The organism is Telluria sp. LT2P34, from assembly GCF_059685915.1.
Window position 1 is genome coordinate 60,755 of record NZ_JCASIN010000009.1, and the last position, 26,851, is coordinate 87,605.

Genomic DNA, 26,851 nt, shown 5'->3' on the forward strand with positions numbered 1-26,851 from the left:
GCCTCCTGAACGCAGCGTAGCTGGATGAAAAAAAGCGGCGGCGACCTCCATGGTCGCCGCCGCTTTTTTTCGCTTCTTTTCTTCAGCGCTTCATCAGTTCGGCCAGCGGCCGGCGCACCGAGCGGGCGTCGGGGGCCGGGCCATAGCCGAGGCGCCCCATGTAGACCGGGAACAGGGCATCGTTGAAGATCAGCGCCTCGGTCTGGCGCTGCAATTCCAGCGCCGCCGTTTGCAGTTTCGGCTGGGCCGTGAAGCGCGTGCCTTCGCGCGCGTATTTCGAAAAAATCAGCGGCGTCATTTCCGGCTGCATGTATAGCCCGAACGTGGTCATGGTCAGCCAGAAGCGCTGCAGCGCGCGGCCGGCGGCGACGTAGTCGTCGATCGACTGCGGTGCCTGCTTCGCTTTGAGCACGAAGTGGGCCGCGCAGGCCATGCCGGGCGCCAGGTCCATCTGCAGGCGCGGCGCCCAGGTGCCCATCAGGGTATTCACGGTGGCCATGCGGCGCCAGCTCACCATCGCCCATTTCATCAGGTGCAAGGTCATGGCATCGACGCCGAGCGCGCCTGCCGGCACCTTGTCCGGACTCTCCTTGCGGTTTTCCCAGTCGATGATGCTGCGGTGCGTCTCGAACGCTTCCGGCATCGTCAGGCGCAGGCGCGCGTTATTGAACATCAGTTTGGCCGCTTTCCACTTCTGGTCACGGCTCTCGAGCCAGCTCAGAGAATAACCGGGCGCGACGGTCGCTTCCAGCAGGCGCTTGTGTTCGGCGGTCAGCGGGGTGGTGCGCATCGGACGGCGCTGCACCGTGCGCTTGTCGATGACATCGACCAGGGGGCTGCGCACAATGCCCGGGTCGGCAACGAAGCGAACGTCGAAAATCGGGTGCGTCGCGCGCGCATCCGGGCGCCGTTCGAAGTCGGCGCGCAGGCCGTGGGCGCTGGCGGCGATCGCGATCGTCTCGAGCAGGGTGCCGAAGGCGATCTGGCTCGGGTGGCCGTCGAGGTCGTAGACGCAGTGGTCGCGCGTGTCATAGGCATGCACGGCCAGCTGGTCGGGCGCCGTGACTTCGAAGCGCCAGGTCTGCATGTTGTCGCCGCTGGGCGCCCAGCGCGCCAGTTCCAGGATCTGTTCGACGGTGGTGTTGGTGCTCGTGTTCATGGTGTCGCTCCCGCGGTGGTCAGTTCCGCCGCCGCCAAATCTTTCGCCAGTTGCTTCTTGCCGATCCTGATCATCAGGCGGTGCAGCGGATTACGGTTTCCGCCCGGACGCCATGAACGCACCAGCTTGTTGCGGTAGGCATCGAACTGGATGCTCCAGGGCGCGGCCAGCACGCGCCCGCGGCCGAGCAGGATCTTGAGCACTTCGGTGCCCATCACGCCGGCGCATAACTGGCAGGCCATGATGGTCGAAGGCCCGCGCCGCTCGACGAAGTTGACGGCTTCGGGCACCACCAGGTAGGCGCGGTGCAAACCGGCGGGCGCCAGGCCGACGACGAAATGGACGGCCTTGTCGGTTTCCGGCAGGTCGCCCCATTGGAAGTATTCCTCGAAGGTCATCTTCCCCGGCAGGAAGTTCAGCAGCGCCGCGCCCATGCCGAGCGGGGCCACCGTGCTGGCGGGGATGCCAAGCCGAGCGCACAGCGCAAAGGTTTTCTGGCGGATATCGAAGGCAAAGAAATCGAGCGCGTCGACATAGGTGTCGACGCCGTCGAGGAAGGCGAGCAGGTTGGCGTCGTTGATGCCATCGGCAAACACCTCGACCTCACATTCGGGATTGATATCGAGCAGCATGCGACGGATGACGTCGACCTTCGGCTGCCCGATGGTCGACATCATGGCGCCGACCTGGCGATTGAAGTTCGGTACGTCGAAGGTATCGAAATCGGCGATGCGAAACCTGGTCACGCCGAGCCGGGCGAGGGTCAGCGCATGGACCCCGCCGACGCCGCCGCCGCCTGCGATCGCAACCCGCTTGGTTCGCAACAGCGCCTGCTCCTCTCGCGTTACCCAGCCAATATTTCGAGAAAAAGCCTGCTCATAGCGAAAAGGAGTGGTCATGTGCTGGAACGATAAAGCTGAGGAAAGGGGCAGCACCCGGAGACGCCGATGGCGAAGCTCCCTGGTGCGCATATTGATACGCCGGGACGCCGTCCCGGCGCAGGGAGGCGTTACACCACCTGCTGTTCGTCGATACGGCGCAGGCGGTTGATAATACCCTGCTCTTCGCGTGCCGAGAAAAAGTAGGGATAAAACGAGCGCTCGGTCGAGGTTTCGCTGAAGGTGCCGCCGTGTTTTTTGATCTGCTCGGTGACATACGACAGTTCGATCCGCAGCAGATAAGCCGGTGCACTTACGCGCGGATTGTCCTTCAAATCGCCTTCACGCTTGAATCCGAGCATATGCTCGTAAAAACGGCGGTGGCGGGGATTGACTTCGATAACGATGTCGGTGCAGTCGTGGATGTCGCGGGCGTAAATCACGGCCAGGTGGAACAGGTTGGCGAGCGAGGTTTTCGAGCGAACGGTGGGGTCGAAGGCCAGTTTCGTGAATTCGCACAGCTTCGCCCCACGTGCGCGGTGCACGTCGAGTTCATTCTTGAAAATCTGATCGGCCATCAGGCCGATCGGCGAATCGATACCGAGCGTCAGGGTGCCTACCACATCGCCTTTGTCAGTGGCAGTCAGGGTAATGCGATTGGGATCGTCGCTGAACTGGTGCGAGCCAGCATAGCCGCGCCAAGCGTACATTTTGTTGACCAGCATGCTGGCCGAGTTGCGTCCTTTTGCCGTATCGGTAAGCCGGATTCCATATGAATCTTGGTTCACGATAACATCCTCTAATTCTGAGTTCGCTATATTATCGCGATCCTCTGAAACATGAGCGTTCGATAGAAATTCGACGGTACTCTCTTCAAGTTCCTGCAAATCGTCGTGATTCATGATCGGGACACCTTCGTTTGGCGGCGCCGCCGCTTGTGCTGGCGGCGCCTTTTGGCGTTTGCCGCACCTGGTTCGCCGAAGCGAAAAGCGCGGTCCATTGTGGGTATTATTTATTTCAGATAGTAGACGGTTATAACGTTTTTAGCAACGAACGTGCTTCCTCGAGCTGCGGGAATGGACGGTTTTGTGCAAGCAGCGTTTCAAGCTCCTTGCGTGCGCCATTCTTGTCGCCCGATTTATGCAGGCCAACCGCCAGGTGATAGCGAATTTCCGGCGCGGTTGGCGCTCCGGCAGCGGCTTTTTGCAGCAGCGGCAAGCCACGCGCGGTATTGCCCTGTTCGACCAGCATCCAGCCCAGCGTGTCCATCACGGAGGCATTGTCCCCGGCCACCTTGTAAGCCTGCTCGGCCGTGGCCAGCGCGCGCGGGTCTTTCTGCTGCGAGTAAGCCCACGCCAGGTTATTGAGCGCTGCGCCGTTGTTCGGGTAGCGCTTGACAAGGCCTTCGAGGATGCCTGCCGCCGGCTTGTATTCGCCCGCCGTCAGGTGCGATTCGGCCAGATACATCTGGACCGCGCCGTCGTTCGGATTGGCTTTTGCATACGCGGCGACGCGTGCCTGCGCTTCCTTGGCCTTGCCCATGGTCTTGAGCAGCTCGGCGGTGCGGATCGTGATGGCGCCCGACTTGTTGATGGCCAATGCCTTGTCATAGGCAGCCAGTGCCAGCGCCGGCTTCTTCTGGGCCTGGTGCAGGTCGGCCTCGAGCAGGAAGCCGATCGGCGATTTCGCGTCTTGCGCCTGGACTTCACGGGCCAGTGCCAGCGCTTCGTCGGTACGGCCGCGGCGCACCGCCAGTTCGACCTGGGCCACGCGTGCCTGGACCAGGTTGGGCTGGAGCGCGACGGCGCGCTTGAGTGCTTCGGCGGCGGCGCTGTCGTTCTTCAGTTTGATGTGGGCCGAGGCCAGGCGCATTTGCGCCATGGCCGATTTCGGCACTACGTTGATCAGCTTGCTGTAACTGTCGAGTGCGCCTTGGGCGTCGTCATTCGCCATCTGGGCCTGGCCCAGCAGCTCGAGCAGCTCGGCGTTGGCCGGATTCGCAGCCTGGAACTTGCGCGCCAGCGTCAGCGCCTTTTTTTCCTGTTTGGTCGACAGGTAATGGCCGCCCAGCTTGAGCGCCGGTGGAATCGCGTCCGGGTTTTCCGCCAGGGCCTTCTCCAGCCAGGTCGTTGCTTCCTCGGGACGCTTCTGTAGGACCGCTATCTCGGCCAGCGCCGCCATCGCACCGAAGTTCTTCTTGTCGGTTGCCAGCACGGTCTCGAAACGCTTGCGCGCCGCGTCAGGCTTGTTTTGCAGCAGGTCGAGCCTGGCGAGGTTGGCCGCAGCCGGGAAGAAGGTGGGCTTCAGCTGCAAGGCCTTCTCGAAAGCGGCGCGGGCGCCGGCGACGTCGCCCTTGCCGATCAGGATGGTCGCCTTCAGGTTATGGGTCTGGGGGTCGTCGCCCTTGATCTGCTCGAGCCTGGTCACGGCGGCGAGGGCCTTGTCGAAGTGCTTCAGGCTGTACTCGGCTTGCACCAGGGCGGAGAGGGCGCGGTCCGACTTCGGATCGAGCTCGGTGGCGCGTTCGAGTTCAGTGATTGCGCGGCTGGTGTCGCCCTGGGCCAGGCGCGCCAGGCCCAGCGAGGTGCGCAGGACGGCTGCCTGCGGCGCCAGCTCGGCCGCTTTTTCGAAATACGTGATCGCCTTGGCGAAGTCGCGCGCCTGCATGTGCGATTCGCCGGCCAGCGCCAGCATTTGCGGGTCGCTCGACTTGTCCAGCATCGGCGCCAGCGTGCTGACCGCATCGCCCGGCTGCGCGGTCCGGAGCTGGGCTTGCGCCATCAGCTTGCGTGCATGCTGGTGGTTCGGGTCCACTTCCAGGTACTTGCGCAGGTGCATTTGCGCCTGTTCGGGCGCATTCAGGTTCAGCTCGATGGCGCCGGCCAGCAGGATGCTCGGCATGTGCTCGGGGGCGCTTTTCAGGACGCGCTGCAGCGACTCGCGTGCCGCTTCATTCTTGCCTTCGCTGTAGTCGAGCAGGCCCTGGGCGTAGGTCACGAGCAGGCTGTTGGGCGCGTTCTTGCGGCTCGCCTCGATTTCGGCGCGCGCTTCAGTGAATTTGCGCTGGTTGATGCGGATATAGGCTTTTTCCAAATTCGCGTTGCGGTCGCGCGGACGCAGGCTGAGCACCTTGTCGAAGGCGGCGATCGCCTCGTCCGGCTTGTTCATGCCCCGCAGCATTCCGCCGCGGAACATCCAGACTTCCGGATTGTTCGGGTCTTTTGCGATAGCTTCGCTGGCATAGCGTTCGGCCGTCGGCATGTCCTGCTTGATCAGCGCCACGCGCGCCAGGCCGGTCAGGGCGGCGCCGTTCGCCGGCTGCAACGCCAGCGCCGCCTCGTAGGCGGCCTTGGCGGCGTCGACATCGTTGGTGGCGATCAGCGCGTCGCCGCGGGTTGCCGTCAGCGGCGCCGACCTGGCGACGCGTTCCGGCGTGATCTCGGCCAGCAATTCCTTGAACTTGCCCTGCGTCTGCATCGCCTGGGCGAGCAGGGGCTGGGTGCGCTCGGCAGGCAGGCCGAGGCTGGCCGCCTTGCGCAGTTCCTTCTCGGCCGAGACGGGGTCGCCGGTCTCCAGGTACAAGCTGCCCAGCTGTATGCGCGCCTCGCCATCTTCCGGGCTCTTCGCTACTGCATTCTTCAGCTGGATCAGGGCGGCCTTGTCGTCGCCCTTTTGTTGGTATTGCTTTGCTTCAGCCAGCAGGCTGGCGGTCGACTGGTCGCGGTTGCAGCCGCCCAGGCCTGCCAGCAGCAGTGCGCCGGATACGACGGCGGTGGTCAACTTGATCTTAGAGATAGTACGGGACATGGATTCCTCAGGTTTTACGTAGTGCACGCCGCCGACATCGTGGCCGCGAGTTTCCTCACTAACAATAATACCTCAAGGAATGGCTTCATTCCCGCACATTGCGTTTGTTGTTGCACAGATGCGATTTCTGTGCGGAATCGCGACGTGCGGCGCCTATTCGGACTCGCCCTTGCGCAGACGGCTCAGCAGCGCATCGACGTTGTCGCCGACCGGCAAACCGTGGCGGCGCAGCAACTGAACGTGCAATACCAGGTTTTCCAGCACCAGCTTGGCCGAGACGGCGAGCAGCGTCATCAACTTGTCTTCGGTACTGAAATTTTCCATGGCCCCCGCCATTTCGCACAGATGGGTCGCTACCAGGCCGCGCAGCTCGTCCTCGGCAAAGGGCAGGTCGGCGAAATCGATCGGATCTTCCTGCTCGACTTCGCGCATCAGGGCAGCGAGTTGGTCCGGCTTGATCGGCATGCGAAGCCTCACGGTGTTGGCAGACGCTCTTATTGTAGGGCAGGGCCGAAAAAAAGGGAGCGCAAGGCGCTCCCAAAGGTCACAGCTCTGCAGGCTTGAATCAGAAGCGGTACATCACCGATGCTTCCACGGCGCGTCCGAAGATCGGACGGGCGTTGATCGGGCCGCTGCTCTGGGCGCCGGTCAGGCGCGAATTGCCTTCGGTGAGGCCCAGTTCATTCGTCAGGTTGGTTGCGGCGACGCGCACTTCCCAGTTGGCGCCGATGCTGGCCAGCGCGCCCAGGTCGACCGTCTGGTAGGACGGCAGGTAAGACAGGTTGGCCTGATCGGCCCAGCGGTCGCCGATGTGGGTGTAGGTGCCGTACAGTTTTACGCTGTTTTCGCCCAGCGGGATGCGGTAGCTCGGCGTGAAGCGGAACTGCAGGTTCGGCTGGCGCTGCACGTCGTTGCCGGCGATGGCTGGATTGTCGCGGTACTCCGATTTCTGGTAGTTACCGGTCAGCGTCATTTGCAGGTTCGTGGTCGGACGCAGGGCTAGTTCGAATTCGAGGCCATGCCCGCGCGAGCCGCTGACCGAATTCAGGACGGCATTGGTCGTGATCTGCTGGAACGAGATGCCGGTGAAGTCGGTGTAGAACGCGTTGATGTAAGCGCTATACAACGGGTTGGCGGTCTTGAAGCCGATTTCGTACTGTGTCACTTCCGGGTTCGGCACGCCGTTGCGGTCGTTCAGCGCGGCCTGGGTGCCGGCGTTGCGCATGTCGTCGAAGTAGATGAAGGTGTTGCCGGTGTTGGCGCGCACGAACACGCTGGTGTCCTTGTCCAGCTTGTACAAACCGCCGGCGGTGAAGGAAGTGACGCTGTCGTCGCGTTCCAGGCGGGTGAAGCTGCCGGTCGGAATCGAGGTGCCGTTGTTATAGACGGTCAGCGGATTGTTGTCGGTGTCGCCCGAACGCAGGTTCGAGACCGAGCCTTCCAGGCTCTGGCGCTCGCGGCGCAGGCCGGCATCGACGCGCAGGCGGTTGCTGATCTTCCACTCGTCGGCCAGGAACAGAGCCAGGTTGTTGCCCTTGTAGCTGGCCACGGGTGCGTAGAAGACATTGCCATCCTTGCCGTTACGCGCAACGACGGTACCGTTGGTCAGGCTGACGTTGATCAGGCGCGCGTTCGGCGTGGCCGTCATCAGATGGCTGTTACCCAGGTACCACTCGTCGTCCGACTTGTAGTTGGCATAGTAGCTGCCGGCGGTCAGCGTGTGGCCGGCGAACAGTTCGCGGCTGATGCGCAATTCGTTGGTGAACGAAGTCAATTTTTTCTCGACCGACCAGAGGCCCGCCTGCACCACTTGCTGGTTCGGATCGACGACGCCGCCGCTGACATAGGTCATGCTGCCGGAAGCGGTCGCGGCGGTCGGGTTGTAGGTCCGGTTGGCGCCGGCGAGGTAGTCGCGCGCCGTCAGCGGGTTGTTACCGGTGAACATCGAGATCGTGTTCAGGTCGCCATTGAAATAATTCGCCTTGTTCGACACATCCCAGCCGCCGAGCTTTTGCTCGTAGTTCAAGCCCCAGACGGCCGCCTGCATGCCGCGCCCGTCGGCCAGGTCGCGCTCGAGGGTTTTTCCTGGCGCCGCATCGATGGTGAAGCGGCGCATCTCGTTGCTCATCAGGGTGCCGGTCAGCGGGTCGAAGCCGGGGAATTCGCTGATGTCGCGCCCTTCATTGCTGGAAATGAGGGGTACGCCGGTATAGAAGGCGTTTTTCTCGTCGGTAGCGCGCACGTACATCGTCACGGCGCCGCCATCGAGCTTGCGGGTGAGGGTGGCGGTCAGCTGGCCGCCGTCGTCGGCGAGAAATTGCGGGTCGCGCACGCCGTGGCTCTGGCGATAGAAGCCGCCGAAGGTGCCGTACCAGCCTTCAGCGATCTTGCCGCCCAGGAAAATGTCGCCGCGGCGCAGGCTGCCGGTGCCGGTGGTCAGGCGGATCGTACGCTCAGGCTCGTCTTCACCGGTTTTCAGGATGAAGTTCATGGTCGCCCCAGGCTGGCCGACCGAATAGATCGTGCTCGGACCGCCGCGCAGCACTTCGACGCGCTCGATGGTGTCGTCCAGGCGGAAGGCCGAGGTGCCTTCGAAGAAGGACAGCACCGGCACAGGATAGATCGGGTTACCGTTCAGCTGCACCGACACGAAGGGCGAATCGCTGCCCGACGGGAAACCGCGGACCTCGACGTTGGCGCCGGACTGGCCGCCGGTGGATTCGGCATACACGCCCGGCACCAGTTTCAGGATGTCGGCGGTGCTGCTCGGCGAAGCTGCTTTCAGCTGTTCCGCGGTGGCGGTGGTGATCGAAAACGCGGTGTCGATCTTGCGGGTGCCGCTGGCGCGCGCGGTACCGGTGACGACGACTTGCTGGATTTCCTGGGTCAGCTGGACGCCGGCAGCATCCTGGACGGCCGGGGTGGCCGAGGTGGCTTGCCCGGCGGCCTGGACCTGGCTTACCAAGGTCAGTACGGCCAGTGCCACCGCAGACCGGAGAAAATGCTTGGAATTATTCATGTGTATGCTCTCGTTTTTATGGTTCAAGATCGGTCTCCTGGACAAAGTACGCCCTGTCACTGTGTGGCATTGAAACAAGGAATGATATCGATGTCAATCTAAATGTTATCGATGTCATTTGGCCTTCCATCGACATTTAAATCTGTCATAATTTGCCGCAGAGTTGTTTTTCCTTCACGCGAGCACAATGGCGACTAACAAGACATCCACACGCAAGAGCGAGGCCGGCACCACGATGGAAGACCTGGCGCGGCTCGCCGGCGTCTCCCCGATCACGGTATCGCGCGCCTTGCGCGACAGTCCGCTCGTCACCGACAAGACGCGCGCCAAGGTGCGCCGCATCGCCGAGGAGCAGGGCTACCGCCTGAACATCAGCGCGCGCAACCTGCGCATGGGGCGCAGCAATTCGGTGGCGGTGGTGGTGGAGATGACGCCGGTCAAAGGGCGTCCGATGTCGGATCCGTATCCGCTGGCGCTGCTCGGCGGGATCACACAGGAGCTGACCACGGCTGGCTATACGGTCGTGCTGACCTCGCGCCAGCTGCTCGACAGCGCGCCGGTGCGCGGCGCCGACGGCATGATCCTGCTCGGCCAGGGTTCGCATGGCGAAGCCGTGAAGGTATTGCAGAAGGCGGGATTGCCGCTGGTGGTCTGGGGCGCGCCGGAAGAAAGCGCGTCGTATGTGGTGGTCGGCAGCGACAACCGGGCGGGCGGCGCCAGCGCGGCCGAACGCTTCATCGAACAGCGCCGCCGCAAGCTCGTGTTCCTGGGCGACGTCGACCATGCCGAGGTGCAGCAGCGCTGCTCCGGCTTCATCGACGCCATGCGCGGCAACGGCAGCGTGCACATCCTGCGCCCGAAAGCGTTTACGTTCGAAGCCGGCTTCGAGAGCATGACCAGCCTGCTCAAGAAAAAGGGCGCGGCCGTGGCCGACGGCGTGTTCGCCGCCAGCGACCTGCTGGCCATGGGCGCGATCCGCGCGCTGTCCGAGCATGGCTTGCGCGTGCCGGACCAGGTGTCGGTGATCGGCTATGACGACACCCCGGGCGCCGCCAGCTTCGTGCCGCCTCTGACGAGCGTGCACCAGGACCTGCGCGACGGCGGCGTGCTGTTGGGGCGCAAGATGCTGGCGCTGCTCAACGACGAAGCCGTCGAATCGGAAATGCTGCCGACCCGCCTGATCGTGCGCCAGACCTGATTGTTGACCTGTTATTTGTAGCTTCCGGCGCGCCGCGCGCGCCGGCACCAGTGTCGACTTCGATCGACAGACACCACCGCTTTGAGGACCCGACGTGCAGCCATCAGACAGCCCCATTTCCACTTCCACCCTTCCGCTCGACCCCTGGTGCATCCGCGAAACCGGTTTCGACACCGCCTCGCACTTCCTGCGCGAGACCCTGTTCGCGCTCGGTAACGGCTACATCGGCCTGCGCGGCACCGGCGAGGAAGGGTACAGCGGCCCGGCCGGCACCTCGCTCGACGGCACCTACCTGAACGGATTCTACGAGTCCGAGCCGATTGTCTACCCGGAAGCGGCGCATGCGCTGGCCAGGACCAACCAGTTCATGCTCAACGTCCCGAACGCCAAGGGGATCGCGTTGACGATCGACGGCGAGCGCTTCGATCCGCTGCTCGGCAAGCTCGATCGCTACGAGCGCTCGCTCGACTTTCGCAGCGGCGTGCTGCAGCGTTCCCTCGAATGGACCGCGCCGAGCGGCAAGCGCATCGCGCTGCGCAGCCGCAGGCTGGTGGCGTTCACGAACAAACACCTGTTCGCCATAGAATTCGAGCTGACTGCGTTGAATTTTTCGGGACAGGTCACGCTGCGCTCCTTCATCGACGGCCTGGTCAGGAACCAGGAGGCGGGCGACGATCCGCGCGTCGGTTCGGCCGTCTCGGGTCCGGCGCTGCAAACCATGTCCGTCGCCCAGGACGCGTCGCTGTCGATGCTGGTGCAGCGCACCCACAACAGCGGCTTCAGTCTGGTCAGCGCGATCGACAGCAGCGTCGATGGCGTGATCCCCGCCGCCTGGCATGAAGGAGAGCAGCTGGGCCAGGTGTTCACCTGCGCCGCCGTCGAGGGCCAGCCGCTGCGCCTGACCAAATACGGCGCGTATTACTCGTCGCGCGACTATCCGGAAGGCGAACTGCCGGCTCTTGCGCGCGCTACCCTGGCCGCCGCCAAGGCCGCCGGTATCGAGGCCCTGTGCGCATCGCAGGCGGCCTACCTGGCCGACTTCTGGGACAGCGCCGACGTCGAGATCGCCGGCGACGACGCCCTGCAGCAGGGCATCCGTTTCAATCAATACCACCTGCTGCAGTCGGTGGGCCGCGACGGCCGCACCAACATCGCAGCCAAGGGCGTGACCGGGGAGGGCTACGAAGGCCACTATTTCTGGGATACCGAAATCTACATCTTCCCCTTCTTCCTGTACTCGAAACCGGAGATCGCACGCAAGCTGCTGGACTACCGCTACGCGGGTTTGAAACAGGCGCGCGAGCGCGCACGCCAGATGTCGCACACGCGCGGCGCCTTGTACCCATGGCGCACCATCGCCGGCGGCGAGTGCTCGGCCTACTTCCCGGCCGGAACCGCGCAGTACCACATCAACGCCGACATCGCCTATTCGATCAAGTCCTATTACGAAGCGACGGACGACCTGGATTACATGGCGCAGGCCGGTCTCGAGATCGTACTGGAAACGGCGCGCATCTGGCTCGGCATCGGCAACTACGACCGTGAGCAGCGCTTCTGCATTAACGAAGTGACCGGCCCCGACGAATATACGGCGCTGGTCAACAACAACTATTACACGAATGCGATGGCGCGCATGCACCTGCACTTCGCCGCCGACATGGTCGACACCATCCGGAAAGAGCGTCCGGACGATTTCGCACGCATCGCCGGCGCCACCGCCCTCGAGGCGGGCGAGGTCGACGAATGGCGCCGTGCCGCCTCCCTGATGCACCTGCCTTATGACGCGACGCTCGGCATCCACGAGCAGGACGACAGCTTCCTGTCGAAAAAGGCCTGGGATTTCGCGAATACGCCGAAAGAGAATTATCCGCTGCTGCTGAACTACCACCCGATGGTGATCTACCGCCACCAGGTCTGCAAGCAGGCCGACGTGGTGCTGGCGCTGCTGCTGCTGTCGAACGAGTTCACCTTGCACGACAAGCGGCGCGACTTCGATTACTACGAGGCGGTAACGACCCACGACTCTTCACTGTCGTCCTGCATCTTCAGCATCATCGCCTCCGAAGTGGGCTACCACGACAAGGCCTACGATTACTTCATGGAGACGGCGCGCCTGGACCTCGACGACACCCATGGCAACACCCATTACGGCGTGCACACGGCGGCGATGGCCGGCACCTGGATGGGCGTGGCCTATGGCTTCGGCGGCATGCGCGTGAGCCATGGCGAACTGCGTTTCGCGCCGACCCTGCCGCAGCAGTGGCAGCACTACCGGTTCCAGGTGCAGCTGCACGGCGCGATGCTGGCCGTGCGCGTCAGCAGCGAGGGAACCGACTACACGCTGCTGCAGGGCGAGGCCCTCGACTTTACCCACCAGGGCCAGGCGGTGGCCCTGACCCGCGCGGCGCCAGAGGCCCGCATCCCGCTGGAGGCATGACCCCGATGAACCACTATAAAGCAGTTATTTTCGATCTCGACGGCGTCATCACCGACACCGCCCATTACCACTACCTGGCCTGGAAGGCGCTGGCCGAGTCCGAGGGCGTGCACTTCGACCACGCCTTCAACGAGAATTTGAAGGGCGTCGACCGCATGGGGTCGCTGGAGCTGATCCTGGCCGGCGCCAGCAAGGCCTATTCGATGGAACAAAAGCTGGCGCTGGCCGAGCGCAAGAACCGCCAGTACGTCGAACTGATCGCGACCATGAGCGCGGCGGACCTGCTGCCGGGCGCCCTCGATGCGCTCGCCGCGGTGCGCGCGGCGGGCCTGCGCATCGGCCTGGCCTCGGTCAGCAAGAACGCCTTTACGGTGCTCGACCGCCTTGGTATCCGCGAGCACTTCGATTACGTGGTCGATGCGGCCCTGATCGCCAACAGCAAGCCGCACCCGGAGATTTTCCTGAATGCCGCGGCAAGCCTCGGCGTGGCGCCTGCCGATTGCCTCGGGGTCGAGGACGCGGTGGCGGGCGTCGCCTCGATCAAGTCGGCGGGCATGTTTGCCCTTGGCGTGGGCAGTCCGGCCGTACTGACCCAGGCCGACCGCGTGATCCCGAGCCTGGCGCAGTTCCGGCTCGGCGACTACTGACACGCAAGCACACACACAATAAAAATCGGAGACAGCGTGGAGCATTCTAAAACAGCAAACCAACGGATTTTGCTTGCCTTATTCCTGATCTACTTCGTGTTCGCGATCCTGCTCAACAGCGTGGGTACGGTGATCCTGCAAGTGATCAACAATTATGACGTCAGCAAGTCCGGCGCGAGCGTGCTGGAGGCTTTCAAGGACTTGCCGATCGCGGTGGTCTCCTTCCTGGTCGCCTCCTTCCTGCCGCGGCTTGGTTACAAGAACGCGATGCTGGTCGGCCTGGCGATCGTCAGCGCCGCCTGCATCGCGATGCCGCTGCTGCCGAGCTTCCTGACGACCAAGATGCTGTTCCTGTGCGTCGGCGTCGCTTTTGCGCTGGTAAAAGTGTCGGTATATTCGACCCTCGGCCTGATCGCCACCGATCGCAAGCACCATGCCAGCATCATGAATACGCTGGAGGGCTTTTTCATGGTCGGCGTACTCAGTGCCTACTGGGTATTCGCGCACTTCATCGATTCAAACAACCCGAAGTCGCAGAGCTGGCTGCAGGTGTACTGGGTGCTGGGCGCGCTGTGCGCCTTCACCTTCGTCCTGCTCGCCCTGACGCCTTTCGACGAGCGTGAAGCGCAGCTGCCCGAAGGGCGCAGCCGCTGGGAAGACTTCTGCGCGATGTTCAAGCTGTTCTTCAAGCCGCTGGTGTGCGTGTTCGTGCTGACCGCTTTCCTGTACGTGCTGATCGAGCAGAGCGTCGGCACCTGGCTGCCAACCTTCAATAACGAAATCCTGAAGCTGCCGACCGCGATGAGCGTGCAGGTGGCCAGCATCTTCGCGGCCTGCCTCGCGATCGGGCGCCTGTCGGCCGGTGTCGTGATGCGCAAGGTGCACTGGTACACGGTAATGAACGCTTGCGTGATCGGGATGGCGGCGATGGTCTTGCTGGCGCTGCCGCTCACGCGCGACCTGGCCATCGACGCCAATGTCACCTGGGCCAACGCGCCGCTGGCGATCTTCCTGTTCCCGCTGATGGGCCTGTTCATGGCGCCGATCTACCCGGGCATCAATTCGGTCATGCTCAGTTCCCTGCCGAAAAACCAGCACTCGAGCATGACCGGGCTGCTGGTGATCTTTTCGGCGCTGGGCGGCACCACCGGCTCGTTCGTGACGGGCTATGTGTTCGGCAACTTCAGCGGGCATTTCGCGTTTTACCTGACGCTGGTGCCGATCACGCTGGTGCTGATCACGCTGTTCTTCTTCCGCCGCCAGGTGGAGCGAAGCGGAGATGCGGTGGCGCAGGTGGCTTGACGCAACCCGGAGGCCGCCAGCTCATCCGGCAGGTGGATTGATGACGGCGGCCGCACTGGCCTGTCGTAGCGCTGCCCAGTCTGGATGTCGGACGTCAGTTTTCGCCAGCCGTCGTTGGCGCTCTGCTTGTCGCTGATGGCGTTGCCGGAGTGCTGGCGGCTTGGCGTTGCTGCCACCAGTCGGCCAGTCTGACCAACACAGATTTAATCCAACGCTTCAGCACATGTCGCTTCTGTTCAGTGAACCGACCAACCACAGCAACGGTGGCGAAAGTACAAGCCAGCACCTGGAAATAAAACACAGGCGTGCTGTTATCGCCGCGGATCAGGGCGGCAAAGAAGAACAGCAACGGCTGGTGCATGATGTACAGGGAAAAGGTCAGTCCTGCCACCCATCGGATCGGCCGCTCCGCAGGCAGCAGAAGCCAGGAAAATTGATGAGCAATACCGCGAAAGCCGATGAAGTTGGCGGCGATGATCAGTGCAAGCGGATAGTCGCCAGGGAAAAGCCGGGAGTACGCAAGGAGGTCGTGCCAGTGTGCGCCCACCAGGTCGCGCAACAGGCGGCCCCCATGTGTGGTCATCTCATAGTAATGCACTAACACGTACGCCGCGATCGATCCGATGAATAGGGCCCAGCAGACGGGCACTGACAAGCTGGCAAGTGCTTTCGATCGATGCAATACGACGCCCAGCATCCAGATCGGCGCCAACAGGAGAATTTTCGGACCAACGACAAGGGCCACCGCGGCCAGCAGAAAATAGCGCATACGGCCACGCGTGAAGATGGCGACCGCAAACATTAGGTAATACCACATCTCGTAGCAAAGCGACCAGAACGGTACGTTTGAAAACGACATGATGGAGAGGTGCCAGATCTCGTTCATGTAGGTCAGGCTGGCCAGTATTCTGACCAATACCAAGTCATGTGTCGTCTTGCCGACGTAAAACTGGGGCGCCATCGATTCGCCGATGACATCGAGCAACGGGGTAAGGAGCACAACCGGGATAACCAGCGAATAAAAACGCGAGAGCCGGCTCGACCAATAGTCGATCGGCGTTTTTTCGCGTTCCGTCGTGATGTACGAGATGACATAGCCCGACAGGATGAAGAACACCACCACTGCCTCATGTCCGTGACCGCTCAACGGCACGGGCACGGGCTCCGCGATCAGATTGCGAAGGTTAGAATGGGCGATCACAACTAGGACCGCAGCAATAAAGCGGACCAGGTCGAGATAAATTGAAAATTCCTTCTGCATAGCGCTCCTGAAAGCTCGCACCAAGTTGTCAAATGTAAAGTTAGTGCAAGAATCTTTGCGATGTTAACATGGCTTCCAATGGGGGAGCCACCGATTTGCGATCTTGCAGGCAGACACACTGTGTAAAAAGATGGTCATGAGGCTGGCCGCCCGGATATATACGTAAAAATGGCATTGGAGCATACGCCGCCAATGCCATTCGCCTTACAACCCGCGCGCTTACATGTTACGGCGGTACTGGCCACCCACTTCGAACAAGGCAGTCGTGATCTGGCCCAGCGAGCAGACGCGCACGGCCTCCATCAATTTTTCGAACACGTTCTGGTTGTCGATCGCGGCCTGCTGCAGCGCCGCCAGTGCGGCCGGGGCCTGCGCCGCATGGCGCGCGTGGAAGGCGTCCAGGCGCGTCAGCTGCGACTGCTTTTCATCGTCGGTGGAACGGGCCAGCTCGATCGTGGTCGGGGCGTTGCCGCCATTCGGGTTGCGGAAGGTGTTGACGCCGATGATAGGCAGCGAGCCGTCGTGCTTCTTGTGCTCGTAGAGCATCGACTCTTCCTGGATCTTGCCGCGCTGGTAGCCGGTTTCCATGGCGCCCAGCACGCCGCCGCGCTCGGCGATGCGCTCGAATTCCTGCAGCACGGCTTCTTCGACCATGTCGGTCAGTTCATCCATGATGAACGAGCCCTGGTTCGGATTTTCGTTCTTCGCCAGGCCCCATTCACGGTTGATGATCAACTGAATGGCCAGCGCGCGCCGCACCGATTCGTCGGTCGGCGTGGTGATCGCTTCGTCGTAGGCGTTGGTGTGCAGGCTGTTGCAGTTGTCGTAGATCGCGATCAGGGCCTGCAGCGTGGTGCGGATGTCGTTGAAGTCGATTTCCTGCGCGTGCAGCGAGCGGCCCGAGGTCTGGATGTGGTATTTCAGTTTTTGCGAGCGGTCGTTGGCGCCGTACTTGTCGCGCATGGCGACGGCCCAGATGCGGCGCGCCACGCGGCCCAGTACCGTGTATTCCGGGTCCATGCCGTTCGAGAAGAAGAAGGACAGGTTCGGCGCGAAGTCGTCGATGTGCATGCCGCGCGCGAGGTAGGCTTCGACAAAGGTAAAACCGTTCGACAGCGTGAAGGCGAGCTGCGAGATCGGGTTCGCGCCCGCTTCGGCGATGTGGTAGCCCGAGATCGACACGGAATAAAAATTGCGCACCTGGTGGTGCACGAAATATTCCTGGATGTCGCCCATCACCTTCAGCGAGAACTCGGTCGAGAAGATGCAGGTGTTCTGGCCCTGGTCTTCTTTGAGGATGTCGGCCTGCACGGTGCCGCGCACGTTGGCGAGCACCCATTCGCGGATTTTCGCCGCTTCGTCGTCAGTCGGCTGGCGGCCGTTATCGCTGATGAATTTGTCGATCTGCTGGTCGATGGCGGTGTTCATGAACATCGCCAGGATGGTTGGCGCCGGGCCGTTGATCGTCATCGAGACCGAGGTACTCGGGCTGCACAAATCAAAACCGTCGTACAGCACCTTCATGTCGTCGAGGGTGGCGATCGAGACGCCCGAGTTGCCGACTTTACCGTAGATGTCGGGGCGCAGCGCCGGGTCGGCGCCGTACAGCGTGACCGAATCGAAGGCGGTGGACAGGCGCTTGGCATCCATGCCGGTCGAGACCAGTTTGAAACGCTTGTTGGTGCGGAAGGCGTCGCCTTCGCCGGCGAACATGCGGGTCGGGTCTTCGTTCTCGCGTTTGAAGGCGAACACGCCGGCCGTGAACGGGAAGGAGCCCGGCACGTTTTCCAGCATCAGGAAGCGCAGCACTTCGCCGTGGTCTTCGTACTTCGGCAGGGCGACCTTGCGGATGGTGGTGCCGGACAGGGTTTTCTGCACCAGCTTGGTGCGGATTTCCTTGTCGCGGATTTTGACGACGTAATCGTCTCCGGCGTAGGCGGCCTGCATGTCCGGCCACATGGCCAGGAGTTTTTTCGCGCTGCCGTCCATCGCGTTCTCGCGCTCGAGAATCAGGTCGTCGAGGACCACGTCGCGGTTGGCGGCCGACAGCATGCGCTTCGTTTCCGATAACTGCTGGCGCTCGCGCGCGAGTTTCACTTGCTTCGCGGTGTTCTTGTGGTAGCCGCGCACGGTGTCCGAGATTTCGGCCAGGTAGCGCGCACGGGCCGGCGGCACGATCACGTTCTTGCCGCTCGAGGCTTTCTGTTCGGGGACGGCGAGCCGGCTTGGCTCGAGCGGCAGGCCCAGCTCGGCCAGCTTCGGCAGCAGGCCGTGGTAGAGGGCGGTGACGCCGTCGTCGTTGAAGCGCGAGGCTTGCGTGCCGAAGACCGGCATCTGGTCCGGGCTCTGGCTCCACAGCTCGCGGTTGCGCTGGTATTGCTTGGAGACGTCGCGCAGTGCGTCGAGAGAGCCTTTGCGGTCGAACTTGTTGATGGCGATGAAATCGGCGAAATCGAGCATGTCGATTTTTTCCAGCTGCGAGGCGGCGCCGAATTCCGGGGTCATAACGTACATCGAGGCATCGACGTGCGGCACGATGGCCGCATCGCCCTGGCCGATGCCCGAGGTCTCGACGATGATCAGGTCGAAGCCGGCGACTTTACAAGCGGCGATCACGTCGGGCAGCGCGTGCGAGATTTCCGAACCGGCTTCGCGCGTGGCGAGCGAGCGCATGAAGACGCGGCTCGCGCCATTCCACGGCGCGATCGCATTCATGCGGATGCGGTCGCCCAGCAGGGCGCCGCCGGACTTGCGGCGCGACGGGTCGATCGAGATGACGGCGATGTTCAGGCGGTCGTTCTGGTCGAGGCGGATGCGGCGGATCAGTTCATCGGTCAGCGAGGACTTGCCGGCGCCGCCGGTGCCGGTGATGCCGAGGGCCGGCACGCGCAGGGCGTCGGCGGCGTCGACGATCTGCTTGCGCAGTTCCGGGTCGGCTTTGCCGTTTTCCAGCGCCGTGACCAGCTGGGCCAGCGGCCGGTGGCGCTCTGCCATGTCGCCGCTGCGCAGGGCGTCGATCGTGGTCGGTGCATAAGGGGAGAGGTCGATGTCGCAGGTCTCGATCATCGAGCGGATCATGCCGACCAGGCCCATGCGCTGGCCATCTTCCGGGCTGAAGATGCGGGTCACGCCATAGGCATGCAGTTCTTCGATCTCGGACGGGACGATGACGCCGCCGCCGCCGCCGAAGACCTTGATATGGGCGCCGCCGCGCTGGCGCAGCAGGTCGATCATGTACTTGAAATACTCGACGTGGCCACCCTGGTAGCTGGAGATGGCGATGCCTTGCACGTCTTCGGCGAGGGCCGCGGTGACGACGTCGTCGACCGAGCGGTTGTGGCCGAGGTGGATAACCTCGACGCCATTCGACTGCAGGATGCGGCGCATGATGTTAATCGAGGCATCGTGGCCGTCGAACAGCGACGCGGCGGTGACGAAGCGGACCTTGTTGGCGAGCTTCGGCTGCTCCGGCAGGTCGAGCTTGGCGGCGGGGGTGATGTCGTTCATGGGATTCCTTGTGAATTCGGGCACGGAAAGGGTCGATTTGTACGGTATATGACGTTAACGTTAACGTCAAGTTCAGGATGGTGCGGCGATCAACAGGTCGAGCGCTTGTATTTGTGTCTGGTTGCAACACCCGAATGACAAGAAGTTTATGATCGGCAACTTAATTGCTATACTGCATGTCCGTCGCAGTCGTGGGCGCAGATTAATATACCCGTCAGGCCGCAGGATGCTAAAGAAAATCGATTCCTCCCAATTACGCGTGGGCATGGCTATCCACGACCTCGATTGCGGCTGGATGGAACACCCGTTCGTCCGCGCCAGGTTTGTCCTGAGCAGCGAGGACGAGATCCGCAAGATTACCAGTGCCGGGATCCGCAACGTCGTCATCGATTGCTCGAAGGGCCTCGATGTGGAAGCGCCGACGCTGGCCGAAGCCGAAGCGAAAACCGAAGCGGAAGTGACGGCGATTGCCGCCAGGCTGGTGAAACCGGTGCGCACGTCGCTGGGCGACGAGATGCAGCGCGCCGTCGGGATCCGGCGCCAGGCGGTCAACGTGGTGCGCAGCGTGATGCAGGACGTGCGCCTGGGCAGGGCCGTGGAGCTGGAAAATGTGTCGCCGGTGGTCGAAAACATTACCGAATCGATCTTGCGTAATTCCGGCGCCTTGCTCAGCCTGATGCGCATCAAGACCAAGGACGATTACACCTTCCTGCACTCGGTCAGCGTCTGCACCTTGCTGGTGGCGTTTTGCCGCTCGCGCGGAATGGACGAGGACACGATTTACCAGGCGGGCATCGGCGGCCTGCTGCACGATGCCGGCAAGGCGCTGGTGCCTGATGCAATCCTGAACAAGCCCGGGCGTCTCACCGACGAGGAATTCGCGATCATCAAGCGCCATCCGCGCGATGGTTATGATCTCCTGCGCCAGACGCCGGGCATCGGGGCCATCCCGCTCGACATCACGCTGCACCACCACGAGCGGCGCGACGGCAGCGGTTATCCGGAAATGCAGGGCGAGTCGGAGATTTCGGAGCTGGCGCAGATGGCGGCGATCGTCGACGTGTATGACGCGATCACGTCCGACCGCTGCTACCACAAGGGCATGTCGGCGGCCGAGGCGCTACGCAAGATCTACGAGTGGAGCAAATTCCATTTCAATCCGGGGCTGGTCCAGGAATTCATGCGCTGTGTCGGCATCTACCCGGTCGGCACGATGGTGATGTTGCAGTCGGGGCGCCTGGGGGTGGTGGTCGAGCCGCACGAAACGAATTTGCTCACGCCGAAGGTCAATGTGTTCTTCAACACCAAGAGCGAGACCTATATCCGTCCCCAGCTGGTGGATTTGTCGCGCGCACTCGGTCTCGGCGGCGGCGACAAGATCATGTCCCACGAGTCGCCTGACAAGTGGCGGGTCGACCCGGAAAAATTCCTGCTTGTTTCCTGAGCGCCTGGTCAGAAAAATTCGGCGGTATCGTTCGATGCCACCGTTTTGAGCAGGCCCTGCTCGACCAGGTCGTCGTAGTGGCAAGCCTGGTTGCGGCCATTGGTCTTGGCGTAGTACAGGGCCTGGTCGGCGTGGCCAAGCGTGACGACTGGTGAGTCGTAGGGGCTGATGCTGACGAAGCCGATGCTGACCGTGACCCGTCCCACTTGCGGAAAAGCATAGGCCTCGATGTTGCCGCGGAAGCGGTCGATGATGCGGCGCGCGTGTGCGAGCGTCGTCGGGCGCAGCAGGATGACGAATTCTTCTCCGCCGAAACGAAATACCCGGTCCCGTGAGCGAAACGACGCCTGCAGCTGGTTGGCGATCAGGATCAGTACTTCGTCGCCATACAGGTGGCCGAAGGTATCGTTCACCACCTTGAAATGGTCGACATCGACCACCGCCAGCCACCCTTTTTCTTCTCCATTGCTGCAGCGCCGCTCGGGTTGGCCTGGCAGCGGCGGCTCCTGCTCGACCGGGCATTGCAGCATGCGGGCCAGTTGGTCCTCGAAGGTTTTGCGGTTGAGCAGGCCGGTGAGCGAATCGCGCTCGCTGTAGTCGAGCAAATTCTGGAAGTTGCGGTAGACGCCGACGATGCCGGCGATGGTGTGGATGGTCGCGGCCCGGAACGGCGTATGGCGCACGATCTCGAGGCAGGTAAGCGCCTGGTCGCCTAGCCAGATCGGCAGCCAGAGGGTGCGCGACGACTGCGGCCCGCAGGCCAGGGCGCTGGTTTCGCGACGCGCGAGGCAGGCGGCCAGCTCGGGGAAGGCTTCGAGCGGCTGGCCGGGGGTAGTGCTGTCATGGGTGTCTTCAATGCGGGCATGGCCTCCCGCCATGATGCTGGCACGTACCCGCACCCAGGTGCGGTCGCCGATCGTCGAGATGGACCAGACCCGTGCCTGCGCGGCGGCGGCCAGTTCCTGCACCGCCGACACCACCGAGATGTCGAGCATCGTGTGATCGCGGTGGCCAGTCATGTCCACCATGTGTTTCAGAAGGGAATCCATGTCGTTCTCAGATAGGTAACCAGCCCACCACACTCGGAAATGCCGCTGTCGCAACACTGAAATTTCCAAAGGGCAAGTGAAATAGAATAATCCTTTTCTGTTAACGCGGCAATTTTTCTAACGGCTTTTCCAGGTGTTAGTGGGTCAGGCCAGACGAAATGCGATTTGGATCAATAATTTCCCAGGGCAAATAATTCACTCGGGAAAGCTTGCCTGCAATCAACTTGCCGTGCGGCATCATCTTTTATAGTGAACTCACTGAAACGGAAACGGCAAAGCGCAGTTAGCCAAGTCAAGGGAAAGTCTCCTGCCGCTTCAGGGTTGTTCTTATAAACCACCATATGGAGTTCATTATGAAAACGTTCTTCACTGCTGTGCAAGCTTTCGTTGCTGACGAAGACGGTGTGACTGCCATCGAGTATGGCCTGATCGCTGCTTTGATCGGTGTGGCGATGGCGACCGTGGCGGCGACCGTGGGCAACCAGATTGAAACCACCTTTACCCGGATCTCGACGGCGCTGGCCGCAGCTTTGGTGTAATCGGTTCAGTTTGCCCTCCGGACTTGTCCGGAGGGCTTTTTTTTTGGAGTACGCCCATGCTCGCGACCACCTGGCTCGATCTGTTGCTGCTCGTTCTCGTCGTATCGGCTGCGGTTATCGATCTGGCGATCCGCAAAATCCCGAATTTGTTATTGCTGGGCGGCTGGATCGGCGCGCTCGGCTTGTATTGCAGCTTTGCGGCGCCTGCCGCCGCGATCGGCATGGCGCTTGGCGGCGCCCTCGTCGGCTTTGCGCTGTTCTTGCCCTTGTACATATTGCGCGGTATGGCTGCGGGGGACGTGAAAATGATGGCCACCGTCGGCCTGTTCCTGGGGCCTGCCGAAACTCTGTATGCCTGCATCCTTACCTGGTGCCTGGGTGGTGCGATGGCACTGCTCATCATCCTTTTCACCCGCCGTTGGTCCGCTGCCTATACCAACCTGCGCGCGATGCTGCTGCCGATACTGCTGCGCCTGGGGCCATCGGCGCCGGGAACCGAACCAGTCCGTACCAGTGTCGGTTCGATGCCTTACGGACTTGCAATTGCTCTCAGCACACTTTGGCTGCTGGCACAACGCCACCATGCGTGAAGGTAAGGACTTGCTGTTCCTCAATGGCCGTAGAGACACGGTCGTTAGAATGAATTCAATGTTCTCGGGGAATTTACCCCGATGAATGCAAGGAGAAATACATGAACGAAACGCTGTCGTTCGTCGCGTCCGGTACGGCGTCTCGTACGGCGCCGCCCTCGGCACCCGACGAGCTGGAAGTGGCGGCAACCCTGCCACGCCAGCCAAGGACAATCGGCGATACGGGACTCGAGCCGCGCTTGCTATGCGCCCTTGTGCTCAAGACCCTGCATGCTACCGGTCGCGCGCCATTGCCCCAGCTTGCCGGAAAACTTCGATTGTCAGTCAGTGTGCTGCGTGAGGTGCTCAACCTCCTGACGGTGGACCAGCAAACCGAAGTGGCGTGGTCGGGCGACTCGGACATCGACGTGCAATACCAGCTGACCCCGATCGGCCAACGCGCTGCAATCGTCTGCCTGGAAGCGTGCCGCTATGTCGGCCCGGCGCCGGTGACGCTGGCTTCTTACCGTGCCATGGTCGAGCGCCAGTCCTTGCGCCTGGCAATGCCGGGGCGGCAAGGGGCGCCCGCATCGACGGCGCGCGGCCCGACGCCAAGTGAACTGGCGGCCGTGCTGGCCGATGACGGACTCGATCCCGCTGTTTGTGAACTGCTCGGCGCGGCTCTCCACGCGCAGCGTCCGCTGCTGCTGCATGGCCCGACCGGCTCCGGCAAAACTACGCTGGCACGCAAGTTGACGCGCCTGCTGCCGGGCGCGGTCGCGCTACCGTATGCGCTCCTGGTGGAGGGCCACATCGTCCCGTTTCACGATCCGCTACGCCACCCGCCACCGCTGCACCAGGGACGCCAGCTGGAAGAGCGCCGCAGCTGCGACGGGCGCTGGGCGATTTGCCAGCGTCCGCTGGTGCATGTTGGCGCGGAACTCGACGCGTCGATGCTGACGCTGCGCCCTGACCCGGAAAGCGGCATCCATCACGCGCCCCTGCAGCTGCAAGCGAACAATGGCATCTTCGTCCTCGACGATCTCGGCTGCGGTCGGACGCCAGTGGCCGAACTGCTTGCCGGCTGGCTCGGTACACTCGATGGCGGTGCGGCGCGCCTGGTAGCGGGCGGACATGGCGAGACCATTCCATTCGACGCGATGCTGGTTTTCGTCACCCATCAGGCGCCGGCCAGCGTGTTCGACCCCGCTTTCCTGCGCCGCATCGGCTACCGGGTCGGCCTTGGGCCGCTGGCCGAACCGGCCTACCGGGCAATGCTGCGGCGCGCAAGCCGCTTGCATGGCATCGATTGCGACGACACGGTGCTTGATTATCTGGTTGGACGGCTGCATCGCGCCAGCGGCACGCCTCTGCTGGCCTGTTATCCACACGAGCTGCTCAGCCGTGTATTTGATTTCGCCGGCTTTGCCGGAACCGAACCACGCCTGACGATCGCTGCCCTGGAGCAGGCGTGGAACAGCATGTCCAGCGGCAGCGCCCCGGCCCCGTGCCAAGTCGCAGGAATCGACCAATGAAAAACAAGCGCGCTCTCGTCGTGATGGCCGTTGCCATCCTGTTCGGCCTGACGGCCGTGGTTCTCGCTTCGCGATGGCTGCTGTTGCAGCCCAGCACTAGTAGCGGACACATCGTGGTTGCGGCTGCGGATGTCAGCCTTGGCCAGCGCCTTACCCCCGAGATGGTCAAGCTGGCCGAATGGCCTGCCGACAGCGTGCCGAAGGGCTCCTTTGTCGATCCTCAGAAGCTGGCCGGGCGCGTCCTGAAGAGCAGTGTGCTGATTGGCGAACCGGTCAGCGAAGCGAAGCTGGCGCCGGTCGGTACGCTGGGTGGCCTGTCGGCCTTGATCACTGAAGGCAAACGTGCGATCACGGTGCGGGTCAACGACGTCATCGGTGTCGCCGGCTTCACTCTGCCTGGCAATTACGTCGACATCATCGTCAGCACTGAAAAGGACGCGACCCCGGAGGCCAATAACCGCGAACAGAGCATCTCGAAGATCGTGCTCGAGCGCATTCTGGTGCTGGCGGTGGCGCAGGAGGTCAACCGCGACGAAACCAAGCCGCGCGTCGTCAATGCGGTCACGCTCGAGGTGACGCCAGGACAGGCCGAAACGCTCGATTTGGCGCGCAGTGTCGGCACGCTGTCACTGGCGCTGCGTAACCAGGTCGATCCGCAATCGGCCCAGACCGAGGGCGCTACCAAACTGACCCTGCTCCCAGCGGCGCCAGTCGTCAAGCCCGTCCCCGTAAAACCGGTGGCCGCGCCGCGGCGTCCCGAGAAGCCTGCCGTGCACCGGGTCGCGATGCCTCCCGTGAGGCGCAGCTGCGTCACCGTCATCAACGGCTTGCATTCCTCGCAAGAGTGCTTCTGATCCCTTACCGCGTCAGGTGAAACCATGAATACACGCCCAATGCAATCATACCGGCCGAATGCCGCGTCGCACGCGGTGCGCCGTCCCCTGCTGCGTCCTGTCGTCCTTGGCAGCATGGCGCTGCTGCTGGCAGGCGGTGCCCACGGCGCACGCCCGGCGGCGCAGTCCGAGGTGATCTCCGTTGTCGGAGAGCGTAATGAAATCGGTCCGCGCTGCAAAGGTGAAGCCGCGCGCCCGGCCCAGATCGCACTTCAGATGGGCAAATCGACCCTGATGCGACTGCCGGAGCCAGTCCAGAACCGTAGTGTCGGCAATCCGGCTGTTGTCCAGGCAATGCTGGTCGCACCGGATACGATGTATATCGCCGGGGTCGACGTCGGTACCACCAATATGATCGTTCAGGGACGCAGCGGCCTGTGCAGCATGCTCGACATCACGGTAGCGATGGACCCGACCGCGCTGCAGGCCACGCTCGCCACCGTCATGCCCGAAGAAAAAGAAATTCGGGTATTGGCTGCCGCCGATTCGCTGGTGCTGACCGGTACCGTTACCGATGCCTCAGCAGTGGCACGCGCCGCCGAACTGGCGGCGGCCTATGTACGCCGTCCGCTGCGCCCGTTGGGCGCGGTGCCGAAGGAGCTTGAGTCAAAGGCTGGTGGCGCGGCCGCCACCAGCGGAGGACCCGAGGTGCGCGTAGTCAACCTGCTGAGCGTCAGCGCACCGCAGCAGGTGATGCTGGAGGTGAAGATCGCCGAAGTGTCGAAGACCCTGCTTGAACGGCTCGAGGCCGGCGCTACCTGGAGCTTCTCGCCAGGTAGCTGGGCCGCTACCCTGACATCGAACTTCTTGAGTGGCACGGCCGGCGCAAGACTGCTTGCCGGTCGCGAGAGCGGCAAGGGCATCGCTTTGGACGCTCAGACTCAGAACGGCCTAATTCGCGTCCTGGCCGAGCCAAACGTGATGGCGATCAGTGGCCAGGAAGGCAGCTTCCTCGCCGGCGGCAAGTTTTATATCCCGGTAGCGCAGGACAATAATAAGGTCACGCTCGAAGAAAAGGAATTCGGCGTGGGCCTGCGCTTTACGCCAACGGTGCTCAGCGCTGGGCGGATCAATCTGCGCGTGGCGCCTGAGGTGTCGGAATTGTCGCGCGAAGGCATCGGCATCAACGCCACTGGCACCAATGGCAGTTCAGTTCTGCCGGTTGTGACGACGCGCCGGGCCAGCACCACCGTGCAGCTGTACGACGGGCAGAGCTTTGCAATTGGCGGCCTGATCAAGAACAACCTTGTCACCAACCTGAAGGGCTTGCCAATGCTGGGCGAGGTGCCGGTACTCGGGGCGCTGTTTCGCAGTACTGACTTCCAACAGGACCGAACCGAGCTGGTCTTCGTGATCACTGCGCGTCTGGTCAAGCCGTTGACGGCAATCGGCTACGCACTGCCTACCGACAACGTCGGTGTGCCTTCGCGCGCTGCGCTGATGCTTGGCGGGCGCCTCGAAAGTGCCGCCAAGGCGCCTGCGCCTGCTGCGCGCACGGCCCAGAGCGTCGACGGTTTCGAACTCAAATAGGAGGCAGCTATGCCAACCAAGACACTCGCATGTATCGCAGTTTTCGTACTGCTGCAGGGCTGTTCGACAACGCCGCG

19 protein-coding genes are annotated in these 26,851 nt (G+C 62.6%); 10 read left to right on the forward strand and 9 right to left on the reverse strand.

All coding sequences use genetic code 11. The features are described from left to right. Window positions 1–82: 82 nt before the first annotated feature. The 6 genes from AC56KZ_RS18920 to AC56KZ_RS18945 form a co-directional block, all read right to left on the reverse strand. Complete coding sequence (locus AC56KZ_RS18920; RefSeq protein ID WP_497163734.1) at window positions 83–1,159, reverse strand: nitroreductase family protein; 1,077 nt, start codon at window positions 1,157–1,159, stop codon at window positions 83–85. Continuing rightward, window positions 1,156–2,058 carry a ThiF family adenylyltransferase gene (locus AC56KZ_RS18925; RefSeq protein WP_497163735.1) on the reverse strand — a complete coding sequence of 301 codons (903 nt, stop codon included), beginning with the start codon at window positions 2,056–2,058 and terminating at the stop codon, window positions 1,156–1,158. The genes AC56KZ_RS18920 and AC56KZ_RS18925 overlap by 4 nt, the downstream gene beginning before the upstream one ends. 110 nt (window positions 2,059–2,168) lie before the next feature. After that, window positions 2,169–2,939 carry an N-acyl amino acid synthase FeeM domain-containing protein gene (locus AC56KZ_RS18930; RefSeq protein WP_497163736.1) on the reverse strand — a complete coding sequence of 257 codons (771 nt, stop codon included), beginning with the start codon at window positions 2,937–2,939 and terminating at the stop codon, window positions 2,169–2,171. A gap of 130 nt (window positions 2,940–3,069) precedes the next feature. Then, a complete protein-coding gene (gene prsT, locus AC56KZ_RS18935; protein WP_497163737.1) occupies window positions 3,070–5,844 on the reverse strand; it encodes an XrtA/PEP-CTERM system TPR-repeat protein PrsT in 2,775 nt (924 codons plus the stop codon). Between the two features lie 153 nt (window positions 5,845–5,997). Next, complete coding sequence (locus AC56KZ_RS18940) at window positions 5,998–6,309, reverse strand: hypothetical protein (protein WP_497163738.1); 312 nt, start codon at window positions 6,307–6,309, stop codon at window positions 5,998–6,000. 100 nt (window positions 6,310–6,409) lie between these two features. Beyond that, a complete protein-coding gene (locus tag AC56KZ_RS18945) occupies window positions 6,410–8,863 on the reverse strand; it encodes a TonB-dependent receptor (protein ID WP_497163739.1) in 2,454 nt (817 codons plus the stop codon). A gap of 187 nt (window positions 8,864–9,050) precedes the next feature. Here AC56KZ_RS18945 and AC56KZ_RS18950 point away from each other — a divergent pair, with 187 nt between their 5' ends. From AC56KZ_RS18950 to AC56KZ_RS18965, 4 genes are all read left to right on the forward strand, one after another. Then, the gene (locus tag AC56KZ_RS18950; protein WP_497163740.1) at window positions 9,051–10,061 is read left to right on the forward strand and encodes a LacI family DNA-binding transcriptional regulator; all 1,011 of its coding nucleotides are present in this window, start codon (window positions 9,051–9,053) and stop codon (window positions 10,059–10,061) included. 94 nt (window positions 10,062–10,155) lie between these two features. Then, window positions 10,156–12,498, forward strand: coding sequence for a glycoside hydrolase family 65 protein (locus tag AC56KZ_RS18955; RefSeq protein ID WP_497163741.1), 2,343 nt, complete (start codon window positions 10,156–10,158; stop codon window positions 12,496–12,498). Window positions 12,499–12,503: 5 nt separating this feature from the next. Continuing rightward, window positions 12,504–13,145 carry a beta-phosphoglucomutase gene (pgmB, locus tag AC56KZ_RS18960; RefSeq protein ID WP_497163742.1) on the forward strand — a complete coding sequence of 214 codons (642 nt, stop codon included), beginning with the start codon at window positions 12,504–12,506 and terminating at the stop codon, window positions 13,143–13,145. Between the two features lie 69 nt (window positions 13,146–13,214). Continuing rightward, window positions 13,215–14,447: an MFS transporter gene (locus AC56KZ_RS18965; protein ID WP_497163743.1), complete on the forward strand. Its 1,233-nt coding sequence runs from the start codon at window positions 13,215–13,217 to the stop codon at window positions 14,445–14,447. A 94-nt stretch (window positions 14,448–14,541) separates the two neighbouring features. Here the strand turns inward: AC56KZ_RS18965 and AC56KZ_RS18970 are convergent, their stop codons facing one another. Both AC56KZ_RS18970 and icmF read right to left on the reverse strand, forming a co-directional pair. Continuing rightward, the gene (locus AC56KZ_RS18970) at window positions 14,542–15,708 is read right to left on the reverse strand and encodes an acyltransferase family protein (RefSeq protein WP_497163744.1); all 1,167 of its coding nucleotides are present in this window, start codon (window positions 15,706–15,708) and stop codon (window positions 14,542–14,544) included. 219 nt (window positions 15,709–15,927) lie between these two features. Then, on the reverse strand, window positions 15,928–19,215 hold the full coding sequence (icmF, locus tag AC56KZ_RS18975; RefSeq protein ID WP_497163745.1) for a fused isobutyryl-CoA mutase/GTPase IcmF: 3,288 nt from the start codon (window positions 19,213–19,215) through the stop codon (window positions 15,928–15,930). A gap of 226 nt (window positions 19,216–19,441) precedes the next feature. Between icmF and AC56KZ_RS18980 the strand changes: the two genes are divergently transcribed. Beyond that, on the forward strand, window positions 19,442–20,659 hold the full coding sequence (locus tag AC56KZ_RS18980; protein WP_497163746.1) for an HD-GYP domain-containing protein: 1,218 nt from the start codon (window positions 19,442–19,444) through the stop codon (window positions 20,657–20,659). 8 nt (window positions 20,660–20,667) lie between these two features. On the opposite strand, the gene AC56KZ_RS18985 is transcribed toward AC56KZ_RS18980, so the two are convergent. Then, on the reverse strand, window positions 20,668–21,708 hold the full coding sequence (locus tag AC56KZ_RS18985; protein WP_497163747.1) for a GGDEF domain-containing protein: 1,041 nt from the start codon (window positions 21,706–21,708) through the stop codon (window positions 20,668–20,670). A gap of 353 nt (window positions 21,709–22,061) precedes the next feature. Here AC56KZ_RS18985 and AC56KZ_RS18990 point away from each other — a divergent pair, with 353 nt between their 5' ends. The 5 genes from AC56KZ_RS18990 to AC56KZ_RS19010 all read left to right on the forward strand — a co-directional run bounded on the left by AC56KZ_RS18990 (window position 22,062) and on the right by AC56KZ_RS19010 (window position 26,774). Continuing rightward, window positions 22,062–22,247, forward strand: a complete 186-nt coding sequence (locus tag AC56KZ_RS18990; protein WP_497163748.1) for a Flp family type IVb pilin — start codon at window positions 22,062–22,064, stop codon at window positions 22,245–22,247. A gap of 56 nt (window positions 22,248–22,303) precedes the next feature. Beyond that, window positions 22,304–22,837: an A24 family peptidase gene (locus AC56KZ_RS18995; RefSeq protein ID WP_497163749.1), complete on the forward strand. Its 534-nt coding sequence runs from the start codon at window positions 22,304–22,306 to the stop codon at window positions 22,835–22,837. Between the two features lie 101 nt (window positions 22,838–22,938). Beyond that, the gene (locus AC56KZ_RS19000) at window positions 22,939–24,351 is read left to right on the forward strand and encodes a DUF8689 domain-containing protein (protein WP_497163750.1); all 1,413 of its coding nucleotides are present in this window, start codon (window positions 22,939–22,941) and stop codon (window positions 24,349–24,351) included. Continuing rightward, window positions 24,348–25,205 carry a Flp pilus assembly protein CpaB gene (gene cpaB, locus AC56KZ_RS19005; protein ID WP_497163751.1) on the forward strand — a complete coding sequence of 286 codons (858 nt, stop codon included), beginning with the start codon at window positions 24,348–24,350 and terminating at the stop codon, window positions 25,203–25,205. Before AC56KZ_RS19000 ends, cpaB begins: the two co-directional genes overlap by 4 nt. A gap of 24 nt (window positions 25,206–25,229) precedes the next feature. Then, window positions 25,230–26,774: a type II and III secretion system protein family protein gene (locus tag AC56KZ_RS19010; protein WP_497163752.1), complete on the forward strand. Its 1,545-nt coding sequence runs from the start codon at window positions 25,230–25,232 to the stop codon at window positions 26,772–26,774. The last annotated feature ends 77 nt before the right edge of the window (window positions 26,775–26,851 follow it).

Bases quoted from the DNA above. Each gene is read 5' to 3' on its own strand.
- prsT (WP_497163737.1), bottom strand. From the start codon at position 5,844: ATGTCCCGTACTATCTCTAAGATCAAGTTGACCACCGCCGTCGTATCC.
- pgmB (WP_497163742.1), top strand. From the start codon at position 12,504: ATGAACCACTATAAAGCAGTTATTTTCGATCTCGACGGCGTCATCACC.
- icmF (WP_497163745.1), bottom strand. From the start codon at position 19,215: ATGAACGACATCACCCCCGCCGCCAAGCTCGACCTGCCGGAGCAGCCG.
- cpaB (WP_497163751.1), top strand. From the start codon at position 24,348: ATGAAAAACAAGCGCGCTCTCGTCGTGATGGCCGTTGCCATCCTGTTC.
- AC56KZ_RS18950 (WP_497163740.1), top strand. From the start codon at position 9,051: ATGGCGACTAACAAGACATCCACACGCAAGAGCGAGGCCGGCACCACG.
- AC56KZ_RS19000 (WP_497163750.1), top strand. From the start codon at position 22,939: ATGAACGAAACGCTGTCGTTCGTCGCGTCCGGTACGGCGTCTCGTACG.
- AC56KZ_RS18980 (WP_497163746.1), top strand. From the start codon at position 19,442: ATGCTAAAGAAAATCGATTCCTCCCAATTACGCGTGGGCATGGCTATC.
- AC56KZ_RS18990 (WP_497163748.1), top strand. From the start codon at position 22,062: ATGAAAACGTTCTTCACTGCTGTGCAAGCTTTCGTTGCTGACGAAGAC.
- AC56KZ_RS18930 (WP_497163736.1), bottom strand. From the start codon at position 2,939: ATGAATCACGACGATTTGCAGGAACTTGAAGAGAGTACCGTCGAATTT.
- AC56KZ_RS18940 (WP_497163738.1), bottom strand. From the start codon at position 6,309: ATGCCGATCAAGCCGGACCAACTCGCTGCCCTGATGCGCGAAGTCGAG.
- AC56KZ_RS18925 (WP_497163735.1), bottom strand. From the start codon at position 2,058: ATGACCACTCCTTTTCGCTATGAGCAGGCTTTTTCTCGAAATATTGGC.
- AC56KZ_RS18920 (WP_497163734.1), bottom strand. From the start codon at position 1,159: ATGAACACGAGCACCAACACCACCGTCGAACAGATCCTGGAACTGGCG.
- AC56KZ_RS18970 (WP_497163744.1), bottom strand. From the start codon at position 15,708: ATGCAGAAGGAATTTTCAATTTATCTCGACCTGGTCCGCTTTATTGCT.
- AC56KZ_RS18945 (WP_497163739.1), bottom strand. From the start codon at position 8,863: ATGAATAATTCCAAGCATTTTCTCCGGTCTGCGGTGGCACTGGCCGTA.
- AC56KZ_RS19010 (WP_497163752.1), top strand. From the start codon at position 25,230: ATGAATACACGCCCAATGCAATCATACCGGCCGAATGCCGCGTCGCAC.
- AC56KZ_RS18985 (WP_497163747.1), bottom strand. From the start codon at position 21,708: ATGGATTCCCTTCTGAAACACATGGTGGACATGACTGGCCACCGCGAT.
- AC56KZ_RS18995 (WP_497163749.1), top strand. From the start codon at position 22,304: ATGCTCGCGACCACCTGGCTCGATCTGTTGCTGCTCGTTCTCGTCGTA.